Source organism: Aquabacterium sp. (assembly GCF_050725395.1).
GTDB lineage: Bacteria > Pseudomonadota > Gammaproteobacteria > Burkholderiales > Burkholderiaceae_C > Aquabacterium.
In genome coordinates, this window is sequence record NZ_JBOHHL010000002.1 from 41,790 (window position 1) to 57,946 (window position 16,157).

Here is a 16,157-nt window from a genome sequence, read left to right on the forward strand (position 1 = left end):
CTAGCGACACCTTCTGAATGTTTGCCCTTTTTGACGACGCCGGTAAATTCCAGGCCGGCCGTGTGATGTCCGAAGCCGACAGCTCCATGCAGATCGAGCTTGATTCGGGCAAGCGCGTGAAGGCGAAAAACGCCAACGTGCTGATCAAGTTCGCCAAACCGAACCCGGCCGAGGTGCTCGCCCAGGGCGCCGCCCAGGCCGCCGACATCGATTTGGACCTGATCTGGGAAGTCGCGCCGGAAGAAGAGTTCGGTTTCGAAGACCTGGCCAAGGAATACTTCAGCGACAAGGCCGACGCCACCCAGCAGGCCGCCATGCTGTTCCGCCTCTACGACGCGCCGCACTATTTCCACCGCCGTGGCAAGGGCCGCTTCCGCAAGGCGCCGGAAGACATCCTCAAGCAGGCCCTGCTGGCCATCGAGCGCAAAAAACAGGTCGCCGCCCAGATCGAATCCTGGACGGAAGACCTGGTCAAGGGCAGTTGCCCCCAAGCCATCCGCGAACAGCTCTACAAGATCCTCTTCAAGCCCGACAAGAACGGCGCCGAGTACAAGGCCGTGGTCGAAGCATCCAAGCGCTCGCAACGCGCGCCTTTGGACCTGCTGAAAGACGCCGGCGCCATCGACAGCCCCTACCAGTTCCACTGGCGGCGTTTCTTGTTCGAGAACTTCCCCAAAGGCACGGGCTTCCCCGCTTTGGAGGCGCCGCCCATCAAGGACGAGCTGCCCCTGGCGCCCGTGCAGGCCTTCTCGATCGACGATTCCAGCACCACCGAAATCGACGATGCCCTGTCGGTGCAAGGCCTGGGCACGGGCACGGTCATCTACGGCATCCACATCGCCGCGCCAGGCCTGGCCATCGCGCCCGGCACGCCCGTGGACGTGGTCGCGCGCAACCGCATGTCCACCGTCTACATGCCCGGCCACAAGCTGACCATGCTGCCCGACGAGGTGGTGCAGCGCTACACCCTGCAAGAGGGCCGCCACTGCCCCGCCGTGTCGCTGTACGTCACGTACGACGAAGCCACGCTGGAAGTCAAGGGCAGCGAAACGCGCCTGGAAACCGTGCCGATCGCCGCCAACTTGCGCCACGACAAGCTCGATGGCACCGTCACCGAAGCCACCTTGAACGGCGAGGCCACGGCCGACTACGCCTTCGGCGCAGAGCTGACCTTCGCCTTCCGCCTGGCCAAGCATTTGAAAGCCCAGCGCGAAATCGTGCGCGGCAAGCCCGAGAACTTCAACCGCCCCGACTACACCTTCAAGCTGGTCGAAGCCGATGGCAGCGAGAACACCACGGAAGACCGCCTGGAGCCCACCGGCACCGAGCAGGTCGTCATCGGCACGCGCCAGCGCGGCTCGCCGCTCGACCTGATCGTGGCCGAGGCCATGATCCTGGCCAACAGCACCTGGGGCGGCTGGCTCAACGACTTCGGCCTGCCCGGCATCTACCGCAGCCAGGCCAGCCTGCAACCCGGCATCAAGGTGCGCATGGGCACCAAGGCCCTGCCGCACGCCGGCATGGGCGTGGCGCAGTACACCTGGGCCACCTCGCCGCTGCGCCGCTATGTCGACCTGGTCAACCAGTGGCAGATCATCGCCGTGGCCAAGCATGGCCGCACCGCCGCCCTGGTCGCGCCCTTCAAACCGAAGGACGCCGACCTGTTCTCGATCATCTCGAACTTCGACGCGGCCTACAGCACCTACAACGGCTTCCAGTCCAGCCTGGAACGCTACTGGACCCTGCGCTACCTGGGCCAGCAGAACATCACCGAGCTCGACTGCGCCGTGATGATCAACGGCTTGGTCCGCGCTGACAATTTGCCGCTGGTGTTCCGCGCCATCGGCGCCGACAGCCTGCCGCGCAACGCCCGGGTTCGGGTGCGCGTCACTGGCGTCGATGAGCTGACCCTGGACGTGCACGCCAGCGTTGTCGCCCGCATCGATGAAACCGCCAGCGCGGCCACGGATCAGGGTGATGCCGAGGGTGATGAGGCCGATGAAGCACTGGACAATGCGGGACCGCTGACCCTGGCCATCGACGTGACCGACGCCGATGCGCCGCCCCCGGCCAGCCCCGAGGCCTGATCACTTCCTTCAACCCATCCCATGCTGCAACGCCTGCGCGCGGCCCTGAGCCACCTCACCCTGCTGCACAAGACGCTGATCGTCTCTGTGGCGATCCACGTGGTGTTGATCACCGTGCGCTTCGTCGACCCCGAAGGCTTCAACCGCGTCTTCAAGGACACGCCGCTGGAGGTGATCTTGGTCAACGCCGGCAGCGAACAGCGGCCTGAGAAGGCGCAGGCCCTGGCGCAGCACAACCTGCAGGGTGGCGGCGAAGGCGAAGGCCGCGCCACCTCGCCCCTGCCCCCGGCTTTCCAGACCGAGGTCGGCGAGTCGCTGGACGAATCCCAGCGCATGGTCGAACTGATGCAGGTCGAACAGCAGCAGTTGCTGACGCAGATCCAGAACGAGCTCTCCAGCCTGCCACCGCCGCAACCGCGCCAGAAGCAGGAAACCGCGCAAAACCGCGCCGACGAAGAGCGCCGCCGCCAGTTGACCGAACTGCTGGCCGAGATCGACAAGCGCATCCGCGCCGAGAACTCGCGGCCCAAAAAGCGCTACCTCAGCCCGGCCACGCTGAAGTCGAGCGACGCGATGTATTACAGCCATTTCCGCACGATCATCGAGCGGGCCGGCACCGAGCACTTCCCCACTGGCAACAACGGCAAGAAGCTGTATGGCGAGCTGGTCATGGAGGTGTGGATCGACCGCAAGGGCGAGGTGATCGAGGCCATCGTGACGCAAAGCTCGGGCAACAAGCAACTGGACAAGCGCGCCCAGTCCATCGTCAAGAAAGCCGGCCCCTTTGGCGCCGTGCCCCTGGAAGTGAGCCAGGGCCGCGATCTGTTGTTGATTTCGTCGCGCTTCCGCTTCACGCGCGATGCTGCCCTGGAAGCCACCACCACCCAGGCGATACCCAACGGAGGCAATGCCCCATGAGCGCCCGCTATGCCGTGGCCGGCAACCCGGTCGAGCACAGCCGCTCGCCCGCCATCCACCAGCAGTTCGCCCAGCAGACCGGGCAAGCCGTGGACTATGGCCGACTGCTCTGCCCACTCGATGCATTCAAGAGCACCTTGCAGGCCTTCGCCAACAGTGGCGCGCTGGGTTGCAACGTGACCGTGCCCTTCAAGTTCGAGGCTTTTGAAATGGCCGCGCGCCGCACTCCGCGCGCCGAGCTGGCCCAGGCCGCCAACACCTTGCGATTCGACCCCTTCAGCGAAGGCGGCTGGCTGGCCGACAACACCGACGGCGTCGGCCTGGTGCGCGACATCACGGCCAACGCGGGCGTGGCCCTGGCTGGCCAGCGCGTGCTGCTGCTGGGCGCGGGCGGCGCCAGCGCTGGCGTGCTGGGCCCGCTGATCGAAACGCGGCCCGAAGAGATCGTGCTGGCCAACCGCAGCCTGGACAAAGCCCAGGCCCTCGTCGCCCGCCACGCCGACTGGGCCGCTGAACACGGCGTGCGCCTGACCAGCCGGGCCCTGGACAATGCCGGCCAGGCCTACGATGTGTTCATCAACGGCACGGCGGCCAGCCTGTCGGGCGGCGGCGTGCCGGTGGGCTCGGGCGTGCTGCGCCCTGGCACCCTGGCCTTGGACATGATGTACGGTCCCGCCGCCCAGCCCTTCCTGCAATGGGCACGAGAGCACCACGCCGTGGCCCGCGACGGCCTGGGCATGCTGGTGGAACAAGCCGCCGAAAGCTTCACCCTGTGGCGCGGCACCCGTCCCGACACCGCCCCCGTGCTGGCCGTTCTGCGCGCCCAGATCGACGCCCCCCAGGAATCAAGCCGATGATGCGCAGCGCCTGGCGGCTCTTCGTCCTGATCGTGCTCGGCGGCATCGCCCTGCAGCTGTACTTCGTGGCCCGCATCGCCCTGATGACCGTGGTCAATCCGCAATCCACCACCTTCCAGCGCAGCGAGATGTTCAGGCTGGCCCGCGACAAGCACCAGGTGCTGTGGAGCCAGGAATGGCGGCCCTACAACGAGATTTCCGACAACCTCAAGCGCGCGGTCATCGCTTCCGAGGACGCCAATTTCGTGGACCACAGCGGGGTCGAATGGGAGGCCCTGCGCAATGCCTGGAAACGCAACAACCAAGCCCAGGTCAAGGTCGACAGGGCGCGCGCTCAGGCACAGGCCCGCCATGAACGCGCCCTGGAGCGCGCCAAGGCGCGTGGCCGCAAAATGCCCGAGCCTCCGGCCCGCGCCCTGGCCGCCACACCCAAGGTCATCGGCGGCTCGACCATCACGCAGCAACTGGCCAAAAACCTCTTCCTGAGCGGTGAACGCAACTTCCTGCGCAAGGGTCAGGAGTTCGCCATCACCTTCATGCTGGAAGGCCTGTTGGGCAAGGAGCGCATCCTGGGCATCTACCTCAACAACGTGGAATGGGGCGAGGGCGTCTTCGGTGCGCAAGCCGCCGCCCGCCATTACTTCCACGTCGATGCCAGCCAGCTCAGCGCCACGCCAGCGGGCCGCCTGGCGGTGATGCTGCCCGCCCCCAAGCGCTTCGAGAAAAATCCGCAGTCGGGCTATGTGGCGGGCCGGGGCGCCACCATCGCGGCACGCCTGCTGGGAGTCGAGCTGCCCTGATGACCGCGCTCAGCGCATGCGCAGCAGCGAAGGAAACAGGCGCGGCATCAACCAGGCATCCAGCGCCAGCCGGCCAGGGCCGAACACCACCAGGGCGAAGCTGAGCACCGCCCACAGCACGTGGTCCTTCAGGCCCGCCGGGCTGATGTCGGGGTAACTGAAGGCCGCCACGGCATTGAGCATGAACACCCCCACCGCGGCCGGCCGGCTGAACAAGCCGATGGCCAGCAAGGACGAGAACACCAGTTCGCCCCCCGTGCCCATCCACGCGGCCAACACTGGCGGCAGCACCGGCACGTGGTACTCCTCGGTGAACAGGAACAAGGTGGCTTCCCAGTCGTGAACCTTGGTCAGGCCCGACTTGAAGAACACGTCCAGCAGGTAGAGGCGCGCGGCCAGCAAGACCAGCGATTGCGCCCAGGGCTCGATGCGCCGGGCGAGTTGCACCAGGGGTTCGATCCAGCGCTCGAGGGGTGAAGGTGTGTTCATGGCAAAGCTCCGTTGGGGTTTCTCTTGCCATGAGTCGCACAAGGAAGCGACTTCTTACAGGCGTCCGGCGGACGGCCCATCATCGTCGTCCTGGCGCTGGGAGAAAGCCTGCATTGCCTGGCGCAGAAAGCCCACCTGCTTCCTGAAATTGCGGCAACCCACACAGGTCCAGGTGTGCACTTCCAGCATGGTGCGCTCGCCGTTGGTCAGCGGCCGGTCCTGCGACTCGGACATCAGCCGGGTGGCTCGAACGCAATTCATCGGCGGCCTTTCTTCTTCGGTGCCTCGGCAGTCCCGAACCAGCGCTGCCCCAGGCACTCCTGCAGACGCAAGCGGGCCCGGTGCAGCATCACGAACAGGTTGGCCGAGGTAATGCCCACGGTCACGCAGATCTCGTCGGTCTCGAAACCCATGAACTCGCGCATCATGAAAACACGCGAGTGCTGGGCGGGCACCCCTTCCAGGCAGGCCTCGAAGATCAGCCAGAACTGCTGCTGTTCCAGGCTCGCCTGCGGATTGTCCCAGCCCGCGGGGCGGCTGTCCGCCAGCCAGTGACCACGCTGGTCGAACAAATCGTTGGTCGCGGTTTCCTCGTTTTCCTTACAGAGGCTGCTGGCGTCCACCATGCGCTGCTTGTGGCGCAGCACATCGGCCACCTTGTTCTTGAGGATGGCGAAGACCCAGGTCTTGAGGGCCGCTCGGCCCGCGAAGCGCTGGGCGCCCACCAAGGCGCCGGCCAGGGCTTCCTGCACGGCGTCTTCGGCCTGGTGCGCATCGTTCAGGTGAAGCTGCGCGAACTTCACCATTTGCAGCCTCAAGGTGCCGAGGTAGCCTGCATCGAGCAGGTCGTCGTCCGAAGCGGCAGCAGCAGCGGTGCTCATGGGTGGTCACGGGTCGGCAGGAGACCCCGGGGTGGTGTCACCCGCGACTGTACAAGCAGATCAGTCGTCCAGGGCCTCGAAGTCCACCTTGTCGCGCACCGCACACCCGGGACAGGACCAGTCCTCGGGGATCAGGGACCAGGCCGTGCCGGCGGCGAAACCATCATGGGGCTCGCCTTGGGCTTCGTCGTAGACATGCTCGCAGTTGGGGCAACGGTATCGCATCGGCATTTCATCCTTGCTCATGGCTCATCATGACCGATGGCGGGCCAGCAGCTCGGCACGCCGGGATGGCTGCAGGTTGACCAGGCTCATGTCGCCCTTGTAATGCGCCAGCACCCGCTTGTTCATCACGGCATACCAGAGGGGCGGGATGTAGGCCAGCACGATCATGCCGGCGTAGCCCGATGGCAACTGCGGGCTGTGGTCGAAGTGGCGCAGCGACTGGTAGTGGCGGGTGGGGTTGGCGTGGTGGTCGGAGTGGCGCTGCAACTGGTACAGGAACAGGTTGCTCACCACGTGGTTGCTGTTCCACGAATGCTCGGGCTCGCAGCGCACGAAGCGGCCATCCTGGCCCTTCTGGCGCAGCAGGCCGTAGTGCTCCAGGTAGTTCACCACTTCCAGCAGCGAGAAACCATAGATGGCCTGGATGATCAGGAAGGGCAGCACGGCCCAGCCCAGCAAGGCGACCATCGCGGCGAACAGCACGACCGACATGGCCCACGATTGCAGGTTCTCGTTCTGCAGGCTCCACACGCCCTTGCCCAGGCGCTGCAAGCGTTCAGCCTCCAGGCTCCAAGCCGAACGGAAGCTGCCGATGATGGTGCGCGGCAGGAAGGCATAGAACGACTCGCCAAAGCGCGAGCTTGCCGGGTCGTGCGGGGTGGCCACGTTCTTGTGGTGACCGCGGTTGTGCTCGACGAAGAAGTGGCCATAGAACGTCGGCGCCAGCGCGATGCGGGCCAGCCAGCGGTCGAACTTCAGCTTCTTGTGGCCCAGTTCGTGCGCGGTGTTGATGCCGATGCCATTGATGATGCCCACGCTCAGGGCCAGGCCCACCTGGTGGTACCAGGGCAAGTCGTGCGTCACGGCCAGCCAGCCACCGAAGACCAGCACCGCCAATTGCAGCGGCACGAAGGCGTACAGCACCCAGCTGTAGTAGGTATCGGCTTCCAGTTCGGCCAGGGCCTCGTTGGGCGGGTTGCTGCTGTCTTCACCAAAGAGCCAGTCCAGCGCGGGGATGGCGCCGTACAGGATGGCGAAACCCACCCACAGGAGCCAGGTTTGTTCGAACTTCCAGAATCCCAGCAGACCCGCGCCGGCGACCAGGGTCACCGTCGGGCTGAGCAGCCACAGGTAGCGTTTTGAATCGACCCAGCGGCTGGGTGCGGTAGCGGCTTGTTGCATGACGGTTCCTTTCAACTGGCGCCAGTGTCCCGCGCGGAGGCCCTGGCGTGAATAGGCGGAAAGCCGGCGCGCTTCATCGATCCGCCGCCCACCCATTGGCGTTAACCCTGGGCCCATGCAACGCTGGCGGATCACACCAGAAATCCGGCGAATCACGCCTTGCAGAACATGGCATGCTCACGGCCCATGGACCCTCTCAGTTTGATCCTGGACGACATGCATTTCAATGGTGTCGTTTTTGCGTACACCGAAATGACCGCGCCCTGGTCGCTGAGGCTGCACACGCCCGGCCTGGCTTCTTTCCACACCGTGGCCGCCGGGCAATGCTGGCTGATCCGCGAGGGTGAAGAGCCTTTGCTGATGCAGACCGGCGACCTGCTGGTGTTGCCGGCCGGCACCGCGCACATCGTGCAGGACAAGCCCCACACCACGGCCCAGCCTGAAGACCTGCGACCCCACTTGAGCAGCTCCAACCTGAGTGCGCTCAAGCTGGGCGGCGGCGGCGCGGTGTGCCATTTGATCAGCGGCCATGCCCGCTTCGACATCGACATGGCCGCCCCCTTGGTCGCCGCCCTGCCCCCGCTGATGCACCTGCGCGGCCTGGGCGAAGCGCCCCCGCTGTGGTTGGGCATTGGCCTGCAGTTCCTGGCGCAAGAAGTTTCGGCGCGCCGTCCCGCGCAGCAGGCCATCATCAACCGCCTGGGCGACATCCTGTTCATGGAATGCCTGCGCGACCACGTCGAATCGATCCCCGAAGGCTCGGGCAACTGGCTGGCCGCGCTGAAGGACCGGGCCTTGTCGGCGGCCCTGTCGCGCATGCACGAGAACCCGCGCCACAACTGGACGGTGCCCGAACTGGCGCAGCACGCCTGCCTGTCACGTTCGGCCTTCGCCGACCGCTTCGGCCAGGCCCTGGGCGAGCCGCCCCTGACTTACCTGACACGGCACCGCATGCGCCTGGCGGCGCGCCAGCTGAGCAGCGGTGGCCAAGCCGTGAGCCGGGTGGCGGACCAGGTAGGTTACGCGTCGGAGGCGGCCTTCAGCCAGGCCTTCAAGCGCGAATACGGGGTGTCGCCTTCGGTGTGGCGACAGCAGCGCGCACGCGCCCTGTCGCCCGAAGACTCAACGGCAGAGTGAACCGGGGCCGCCCAGCAAGGCCGCGACCTTGCGCTTGGGCTTGATGAAGCGCGAAACGCTGCTGGTGCTGCTGGCCGGCGTGGCGCTCTTGTCTTCCCAGACAGGATCGGCACCGGCGGCGGGCTCGTAAGGCTGGTTGAAGAACGGGTCCACCGGCTCGGAGCGGCGGTAGGCCGGACGCGCAGGGCGGGCGGGACGGCTGGCATCGCGATCACGGTCACGCGATGATGGCTCACGGTCACCGCCAGCCGAAGCCGACGACTCGGCGGGACGCTCTTCGCGGTCTTCGCTGTAGCGCGATTCGCGGCGCGGACGGCGATCGTCTTGCAGCTCGAAGGGCTCGACCTCGATCTTCTTCTTGATCAGCTTCTCGATGTCGGCCATCAGGCGCGCGTCGGACGACGTCACCAGGGACACGGCCAGGCCCGAAGCGCCCGCGCGGCCGGTGCGGCCGATGCGGTGCACGTAGTCTTCGGCGCCGAAGGGGATGTCGAAGTTGAACACCGCCGGCAAGGCCGCGATGTCGATGCCTCGGGCAGCCACGTCGGTGGCGACCAGCAGCTCGATCTCGCCGGCCTTGAAGGCGGCCAGGGCCTTCAGGCGCTCTTCTTGCGACTTGTCGCCGTGCAGGGCCGAGGTCTTCAGGCCATCGCGCTCGAAGGAACGCGCCAGGCGCGAAGCCCCCAGCTTGGAGTTCACGAACACGATGCTCTGCGTGATGCTGCGCTGGCGCAGGATCTGGAGGATCACGTTGCGCTTGTCGTCGTCGGTGGTGCGGTAGAAGCGCTGCTCGACGTTGGTGGCGGTCTGGTTGGGGCGGGCCGTCTCGACCAGGATCGGGTCTTGCAAATAGCTCTGCGCGAGCTTTTTGATCTCGGGCGAGAAGGTGGCCGAGAACAGCAGCGTCTGGCGCTGCTTGGGCAGGTAGCTCAGGATGCGCTGCAGGTCGGGCAGGAAACCGATGTCCAGCATGCGGTCGGCTTCGTCGAGCACGACGTACTCGACCTGCGACAGGATGCAGTTCTTGGCTTCGATGTGGTCCAGCAGGCGGCCTGGGGTGGCGATCAGCACTTCGACGCCGGCCTTCAACTCGACCGTCTGCTCTTTCATGTTCATGCCGCCGAACACCACGGCCGAGCGCAGATTGGTCTTGCTGGCGTACTTCTTGATGTTGACGGCGACCTGGTCGGCCAGCTCGCGGGTGGGCGTCAGCACGAGCGCGCGCACCGGGTGGCGGGCGGGCGACATGCTGGGGTTCTCGTGCTTCATCATCTTCTGAAGCAGCGGGATCGAGAAGGCGGCGGTCTTGCCGGTGCCGGTCTGCGCGGCGCCCATGACGTCGCGGCCCTCCAGCACCAGGGGAATCGCCTTGGCCTGGATGGGCGACATCGTCGGGTAGTCGATGGCGCGCAGCAGCTTGGGATCGAGCGGCAGCGTGTCGAAGCGCTTGGGCTCTTCGGGCACCACATCGGCGGGCAATGCGCTGGGGATGGAAGCGGCCTCTGCGGAAACGGTCTGGTCGACGGTCGAGGGCGTGGGCGGCAACTCTGCCGCGAGGGGGGTGTTCTGATTCATCAAGTCGAACATTATCCCCTCTGCGCCCCCCAGGCGCAAGCGAGCGCCTAGAAGGTGTAACCCACGGTGCGTTGCACCCCCATGGTGCTGGCCTCGGCGGCCTCCAGAATCTTGGCCAGCGGCCCCAGCCCTTGATAGCGAGTGCACACTTTGTGAGCGTGCGTCCAGACACGGGGGATGTCCTTCAGATAACCCTCCTTGCCGTCACGCAGCGCCAAACGGGCAAAGATGCCCAGCACCTTGAGGTGGCGCTGCAAGCCCATCCAGTCCAGATCGCGCCAGAAATCGCCGAAATCGGCCGGCACGGGCAGGCCCTGCTTGCGGGCGCGCTCCCAGTAGCGCACGGCGTGGTCCAGCTGGGTTTCCTCGTCCCAGAAGACGTAGGCATCGCGCAGCAAAGACACCAGGTCGTAGGTCAAGGGGCCAACCACGGCGTCCTGGAAATCGATGACCCCGGGGCGGGCCTGGGTGTCGCCCAGGGACACCATCAGGTTGCGGCTGTGGTAATCGCGGTGGACCAGCACGGTGGCCTGCGACAGCACCTGCGACTTGATCAGGCCGAAGGTCTTGGCCAGCATGGCTTGCTGGACCTCGTCGAGCGCTTGGCCACGCAGCTTGGTGAGGTACCAATCGGGGAACAGGTCCATCTCGCGCTGCAGCAGGGCGTCGTCGTACAGCGGCGTGCCGGGCGGCGGGGTCACCGATTGCAGCCGCAGCAGCTCTTCAATCGCGGCGTTGTAACGGGCACGGCTGTCGGGCGTTTCAAGGTTGCCCACTTCCACGCCGGCATCCAGGGTGGACAGCAAAGTGTGCTCGCCCAGGTCGGTCAGCAGCATGAAGCCTTGCGCCTCGTCCCAGGCCAGCACCTGGGGCACGTTCACGCCACCAGCGTGCAGCAGGCGGTCGATGGCCACGAAGGGGCGGCAGTCCTCCTTGGCGGGCGGCGCGTCCATGATGATGAAGGAAGCCTGGGCAGCCCCCTGCGCATCGATCCGGAAATAGCGGCGGAAACTCGCGTCGGCGCTGGCCGACCGCAGCGTATCGGGCAAGAGGCCATGGGCCGGCGCCAGCTGGTTCAGCCACTGTTGGAACGAGGCGTGGCGGTCGGCATCCGACCAGGCGATGGCATCGAAAGAAGGCATGGGTGTGGGCGCATGAAATAATCCACCGATTGTAGGCAAGGCCGCTGCCGAAGCGGCGCCCCTTCCATCCAGGACAGCGCCCGCTCCACACCGTGACCCGATCCACCGCCCGCCCCCTGTCCGCCCGCTGGACCCCGATCGCCTTGGCCGCCGCCCTGGCGGCGGGCCCGCTGGCTTGTTCAACCGCCCAGGCCGCGGACGACACCCCGCCCGCCGCGGCCACGTCGGCGGCCTCGTCGCCCGGCCAGGCACCGGCTTCACCCAATGGCGCGCTGGTCGATCCATCGCGCTTTTCCTTCAACCTGGACGTGCCCCTGGCCGGCAAGGGCAACCAGGCACTGCCCCTTTTCTTTGAAGCCGACCACCTGGAAGGCCAGCCCGACGACCGCTTGCGGGCCACCGGCTCCGTGCGGCTCAAGCAGGGCGACCTGAGCGTGCGCGCCGACGAGGTCACCCACACCTACCAGGACAACACCGCCAGGGCGGTGGGCAATGTGCGCATCAGCCGGCGTGGCGACTTCTACAGCGGGCCGGAACTCACGCTCAAGCTGGACACCCTGGAGGGCGAGTTCGTCAAGCCCAACTACCGCTTCGCCCGCACCAACGCTGGCGGACACGCCGACCTGGTCGAGTTCCTGGGCAACAACCGCCTGCGCGCCACCAATTCCACCTACAGCAGCTGCACGCCTGAAAACACCGCCGATGGCAGCCCTGGCGAGCCTGACTGGGTGCTGGTCACGCGCAAGGTGACGATGGACATCGATGCGAACGAGGGCCGCGCCGAAGGTGCCGTGATCCGTTTCCTGGGTGTGCCCATCCTGGGCGCCCCGGTGCTGACCTTCCCCCTGACCGATGCGCGCAAGTCCGGCTGGCTGCCGCCCAGCTTCGACGTCGACAACAAGAGCGGCTTCGAGCTGGCCGTTCCCTACTACTGGAACATCGCGCCCAACCAGGACGCCACCTTCACGCCCACCGTGTCCACCCGGCGCGGCGCGGGGCTGGACGCGGAATACCGCTACCTGCTGCCCAGCGACTCCGGCACCCTGCATTTCTATGCCCTGCCCGACGACCAGGTGGCGAACCGGTCCCGCGGCCTGGTCGACTTCAAGCACCAAGGCGATCTGAACACCAGCGGCGACCCCACGGTGACCAACTACGACCTGCGCTGGCGGCGCCTTTCCGACGACGACTACTGGAAGGACTTCCCGCGCAACCTGCCTTCGCTGACGCCGCGCCTGTACGACAGCCACGCCAGCATCGAACGCCAGCTCAACACCCGCAACTGGGGCCTGGGCAACAGCCAGACCTCGCTGTACGCCAATGTGCAGACCTGGCAGACGCTGCGCGACCTGTCGCCCACGGCCGACGCCGACACCCAGGTCATCTCGCCCTACCGGCGCGAACCGCAGCTCGGCGTGCACAGCCGCAGCACGTCCGAGGCCGGCTGGGCCTGGAACCTGACGGGTGAGTTCAACCGATTCACCAATGAAGACCGGACCCGCCTCAGCGGGGACCGCCTGCACGCCATTGCCCGGCTGGAACGCCCGATGGGCGACAGCGGCATCGCCATCACGCCCCGCATGACCCTGCACGCGGTCAGCTACTCGCTGGACCGCCCCCTGGCCAATGGCCAGCGCGAAGCCAGCCGCTTCATCCCGACCTTCAGCATCGACAGCAGCGCCACCCTGGAACGCCAGGCCAACTTCTTTGGCCAGGACCTGATCCAGACGCTCGAACCCCGCGCGGAATACGTCTACACGCCCTACCGCAACCAGTCGGACCTGCCCCTGTTCGACAGCGCGCCACGAGACTTCAACCAGTACTCCAGCTTCGACGAAAACGCCTTCACCGGGGTGGACCGCATCTCCGACGCCAACAAGATCAACCTGGGGCTGACCACGCGCCTGTTGAACCCGCTGACGGGCGAGGAAGCCCTGCGCCTGGGCGTGGTGCAAGGCGTGCTGTTCTCGCCGCAACGCATCACGCCCAACAACGAGGCCCCCTCCAAGCAAAGGTTGTCCGACCTGCTGGTGCTGGGCTCCACCACCGTGGCGCCCCACTGGACCCTGAACGGCACCGCCCAGTTCAGCGCGCAAGGCCACCGCAACGAGCGTTCGGTGATCGGCGTGCGCTACTCGCCGGGCGCCTGGCGCACCATCAGCGCCGACTACCGCTACACCCGAGACAGCAACGAACAGCTCGCCCTGGGCTGGCAATGGCCGATCTTTGGCAAGAAGCCGCCCATGAACGACATGGCCAAGCAGGCCGTCGCCGAGGTCAACGCCATGAACTTCGACAAGCCCGCGTCGGGCGGATCGAGTTGCAAAGGCACCTGGTACAGCGTTGGCCGCCTGAACTACAGCCTGCGTGACAGCCGCTTCGCCGACACCCTGTATGGCTTCGAATACGACGCCGGCTGCTGGATCGGCCGGATCGTGGCCGAGCGCCTGTCCGTGGGCCGCGACCAGGCCAGCACCCGCTTCATGTTCCAACTCGAACTGGTCGGCCTGTCCCGCCTGGGTTCCAGCCCCCTGCGCGCCTTGAGGGACAATATCCCTGGCTACCGGCTGCTGCGCGAAGACCACAGCGTGCTGACGGCCCCGAGCACCTTGCCCACCTCCTCCGATGACTGATCACTCCAAGCCCCACTTCACCACCGTGTCCCGCCAGCCCCGCCACCACAGGCTTGCTTCGGCACTGTGTCTGGGCCTGGCCCTGCTGACGGCCGCGTCCGCGCCCCAGGCGCAGGGGTTCAAACGCCCCGACGCGCCTTCGGTGGCGCCCCGCATCACGGGCAACCGCGGCCTGAGCACCGAACTGCAGTTGTCGGGCGTGCAAAGCACCGCCGACTACATCGTGGCCGTCGTCAACCAGGAGCCCATCACCCACATGGAGGTCGAACGGCGTGTCAGCCGTGTGCTCGAGTCGGCCCCCTCCGGCGCCCGGATGCCCAACGGCGACGCCTTGCGCCAGCAGGTGCTGGACGCCCTGATCAACGAGAAAGTGCAACTGGCCTTCGCCAGGCAGGCCGGCATGGACGTGCCCGAGGCCGAACTGGACGCCGCGATCGACAACATCGCCACCCAGAACAAGATCACCGTGGACGAACTCAAGGCCCGCATGCGCGCCGATGGCCTGGACTTCCAGCGCTACCGCGACAGCCTGCGCGAGCAGATCCTGCTGGAGCGCGTGCGTGCCCGCGAGGTCAACTCGCGCATCCAGGTCAGCGATGCCGACGTGGCCGCCTTCTACGCGCAAGGCGCCGAAGGCCTGGGCGAGACTTCCTACAACATCGCGCACATCCTGATCGTCGTGCCCGAAGGCAGCAGCCCGGCCCAGGTCCAGGCCCTGCAAGCCAAGGCCCAGGCGCTGCAGGAACGCGCCAGCCGCGGCGAGAACTTCACCCAGTTGGCCAAGGCCAATTCCGCCGACACCAACACGCGCGATCAGGGCGGCACCGTCGGCATGCGCCCGGCCAGCCGCCTGCCCGACCTCTTCGTCGAAGCGGTCAAGGGTGTGGAAGTGGGCAAGGTCGCGCCCCTGGTCCGCTCGGGCGCGGGCTTCCACGTGGTCAAGCTGATCGAGCGCGAGAACTCGGGCAAGGCCACCTACACGCAGCAACGCGCCCGCCACATCCTGATCCGCACCACACCCCAGCTGGACGCCAAGGCAGCCGTCAAGCGCATGGACGACATCCGCAAGCAGATCGTCGGTGGACAGGCGAGCTTCGCGCAGATGGCCCGCCAGTACTCCGAGGACGGCAGCGCCATGCGGGGCGGCGACCTGGGCTGGACGGCCCCCGGCCAGTTCGTGCCCGAGTTCGAAAAGGCTTTGCTGGCCTTGCAACCCGGCCAGGTCTCCGAGCCCGTGACCACCCGATTCGGCGTGCACCTGATCCAACTGATCGAGCGCAAGGAAGTCGAACTGAGCGACGCGCAGAAGAACGAAGCCGCCCGCAATGTGCTGCGCGAGCAGCGCTTCGAGGCCGCCTACGACGAATGGTCCAAGGAACTCCGCGCCGCCGCGTACGTGGAATTGCGCGATGCCCCCTGACCGCAAGAGCCACAAGGGGCATTTCGCCCGCAAGCGTTTTGGCCAGCATTTCCTGGCCGATGTCGGTGTCATCGAGGACATCGTGCGCGCCATCCGGCCCAAGCCGGGCCAGGCCCTGGTCGAGATCGGCCCTGGCCTGGGCGCCATGACCGACCCGGTGGTCGCGGAAAGCGAACACCTCACCGTGATCGAGCTGGACCGCGACCTGGTGCAACGCCTGCGCCAGCGCCCCGAACTGACGGTGATCGAGTCCGACGTGCTCAAGGTGGATTTCGGCGCCCTCGCGCAAGAGCACGCCCCGAAGAAGTTGCGGGTCATCGGCAACCTGCCGTACAACATCTCCACGCCCATCCTGTTCCACCTGCTGCCTTGGGCCGACCAGGTCGAAGACCAGCACTTCATGTTGCAGAAGGAAGTGGTCGATCGCATGGTGTCCGGGCCAGGCAACAAGGACTACGGCCGCCTGAGCGTGATGCTGCAGTGGCGCTACCACATGGAATCGGTGGTGGACGTGCCGCCCGAGGCCTTCGACCCACCGCCCCGGGTGGATTCGGCGGTGGTGCGCATGGTGCCCCTGCCGCAGACCAGCCTCATCGATCAGAAGCTGCTGGGCGAGATCGTGACGGTGGCCTTTTCACAGCGCCGCAAATTACTGCGGCACACCCTGGGCGCGTGGCTGAACGCGCGCGGCGTTGACTTCGACTTCAACGTGACCCGGCGCGCCGAGGAAGTGCCCGTGGCCGAGTACCTGGAACTGGCCCGCCGCTGTCAGGCCTGAATGGCGTTCAGGCCGCTGGCAGGTGCAGAAAAA

15 protein-coding genes are annotated in these 16,157 nt (G+C 66.5%); 8 read left to right on the plus strand and 7 right to left on the minus strand.

Annotated elements, in window-relative coordinates; translation table 11 throughout:
• Nucleotides 1-17 precede the first annotated feature (17 nt).
• Genes ACREB4_RS01565 through ACREB4_RS01580 form a run of 4 tightly spaced genes read left to right on the plus strand, consistent with a single transcriptional unit; the run spans nucleotide 18 to nucleotide 4,662 of the window.
• The gene (locus tag ACREB4_RS01565; protein WP_431586432.1) at nucleotides 18-2,087 is read left to right on the plus strand and encodes an RNB domain-containing ribonuclease; all 2,070 of its coding nucleotides are present in this window, start codon (nucleotides 18-20) and stop codon (nucleotides 2,085-2,087) included.
• Nucleotides 2,088-2,108: 21 nt separating this feature from the next.
• Entirely contained in the window at nucleotides 2,109-3,005 is an 897-nt protein-coding gene (locus tag ACREB4_RS01570; protein ID WP_431586433.1) for an energy transducer TonB, read from the plus strand.
• Nucleotides 3,002-3,862: a shikimate dehydrogenase gene (gene aroE, locus ACREB4_RS01575; RefSeq protein WP_431586434.1), complete on the plus strand. Its 861-nt coding sequence runs from the start codon at nucleotides 3,002-3,004 to the stop codon at nucleotides 3,860-3,862. The genes ACREB4_RS01570 and aroE overlap by 4 nt, the downstream gene beginning before the upstream one ends.
• Complete coding sequence (locus ACREB4_RS01580; RefSeq protein WP_431586651.1) at nucleotides 3,862-4,662, plus strand: transglycosylase domain-containing protein; 801 nt, start codon at nucleotides 3,862-3,864, stop codon at nucleotides 4,660-4,662. The genes aroE and ACREB4_RS01580 overlap by 1 nt, the downstream gene beginning before the upstream one ends.
• A gap of 9 nt (nucleotides 4,663-4,671) precedes the next feature.
• On the opposite strand, the gene ACREB4_RS01585 is transcribed toward ACREB4_RS01580, so the two are convergent.
• The 5 genes from ACREB4_RS01585 to ACREB4_RS01605 are packed head-to-tail and all read right to left on the minus strand — an operon-like array spanning nucleotide 4,672 to nucleotide 7,439.
• Nucleotides 4,672-5,151, minus strand: coding sequence for a DoxX family protein (locus tag ACREB4_RS01585; RefSeq protein WP_431586435.1), 480 nt, complete (start codon nucleotides 5,149-5,151; stop codon nucleotides 4,672-4,674).
• Between the two features lie 54 nt (nucleotides 5,152-5,205).
• Nucleotides 5,206-5,412 (minus strand): zf-HC2 domain-containing protein, encoded by a 207-nt coding sequence (locus ACREB4_RS01590; RefSeq protein ID WP_431586436.1) that lies wholly within the window; start codon nucleotides 5,410-5,412, stop codon nucleotides 5,206-5,208.
• The gene (locus tag ACREB4_RS01595; RefSeq protein ID WP_431586437.1) at nucleotides 5,409-6,032 is read right to left on the minus strand and encodes a sigma-70 family RNA polymerase sigma factor; all 624 of its coding nucleotides are present in this window, start codon (nucleotides 6,030-6,032) and stop codon (nucleotides 5,409-5,411) included. The genes ACREB4_RS01590 and ACREB4_RS01595 overlap by 4 nt, the downstream gene beginning before the upstream one ends.
• A gap of 60 nt (nucleotides 6,033-6,092) precedes the next feature.
• Nucleotides 6,093-6,278, minus strand: coding sequence for a rubredoxin (locus ACREB4_RS01600; RefSeq protein WP_431586438.1), 186 nt, complete (start codon nucleotides 6,276-6,278; stop codon nucleotides 6,093-6,095).
• A 6-nt stretch (nucleotides 6,279-6,284) separates the two neighbouring features.
• Nucleotides 6,285-7,439 (minus strand): alkane 1-monooxygenase, encoded by a 1,155-nt coding sequence (locus ACREB4_RS01605; protein WP_431586439.1) that lies wholly within the window; start codon nucleotides 7,437-7,439, stop codon nucleotides 6,285-6,287.
• Between the two features lie 186 nt (nucleotides 7,440-7,625).
• Between ACREB4_RS01605 and ACREB4_RS01610 the strand changes: the two genes are divergently transcribed.
• A complete protein-coding gene (locus ACREB4_RS01610) occupies nucleotides 7,626-8,576 on the plus strand; it encodes a cupin domain-containing protein (protein WP_431586440.1) in 951 nt (316 codons plus the stop codon).
• Here the strand turns inward: ACREB4_RS01610 and ACREB4_RS01615 are convergent.
• Together ACREB4_RS01615 and ACREB4_RS01620 are read right to left on the minus strand one after the other, a co-directional pair.
• Nucleotides 8,562-10,151 (minus strand): DEAD/DEAH box helicase, encoded by a 1,590-nt coding sequence (locus tag ACREB4_RS01615; RefSeq protein WP_431586441.1) that lies wholly within the window; start codon nucleotides 10,149-10,151, stop codon nucleotides 8,562-8,564. The two genes, ACREB4_RS01610 and ACREB4_RS01615, sit on opposite strands and share 15 nt — an antisense overlap.
• A 47-nt stretch (nucleotides 10,152-10,198) precedes the next feature.
• On the minus strand, nucleotides 10,199-11,293 hold the full coding sequence (locus ACREB4_RS01620) for an aminoglycoside phosphotransferase family protein (protein WP_431586442.1): 1,095 nt from the start codon (nucleotides 11,291-11,293) through the stop codon (nucleotides 10,199-10,201).
• 92 nt (nucleotides 11,294-11,385) lie between these two features.
• Here ACREB4_RS01620 and ACREB4_RS01625 point away from each other — a divergent pair, with 92 nt between their 5' ends.
• The 3 genes from ACREB4_RS01625 to rsmA are packed head-to-tail and all read left to right on the plus strand — an operon-like array spanning nucleotide 11,386 to nucleotide 16,124.
• Entirely contained in the window at nucleotides 11,386-13,926 is a 2,541-nt protein-coding gene (locus ACREB4_RS01625; protein WP_431586443.1) for an LPS-assembly protein LptD, read from the plus strand.
• Complete coding sequence (locus ACREB4_RS01630; RefSeq protein ID WP_431586444.1) at nucleotides 13,919-15,346, plus strand: peptidylprolyl isomerase; 1,428 nt, start codon at nucleotides 13,919-13,921, stop codon at nucleotides 15,344-15,346. Before ACREB4_RS01625 ends, ACREB4_RS01630 begins: the two co-directional genes overlap by 8 nt.
• Nucleotides 15,336-16,124 carry a 16S rRNA (adenine(1518)-N(6)/adenine(1519)-N(6))-dimethyltransferase RsmA gene (gene rsmA / locus ACREB4_RS01635; RefSeq protein WP_431586445.1) on the plus strand — a complete coding sequence of 263 codons (789 nt, stop codon included), beginning with the start codon at nucleotides 15,336-15,338 and terminating at the stop codon, nucleotides 16,122-16,124. Before ACREB4_RS01630 ends, rsmA begins: the two co-directional genes overlap by 11 nt.
• The last annotated feature ends 33 nt before the right edge of the window (nucleotides 16,125-16,157 follow it).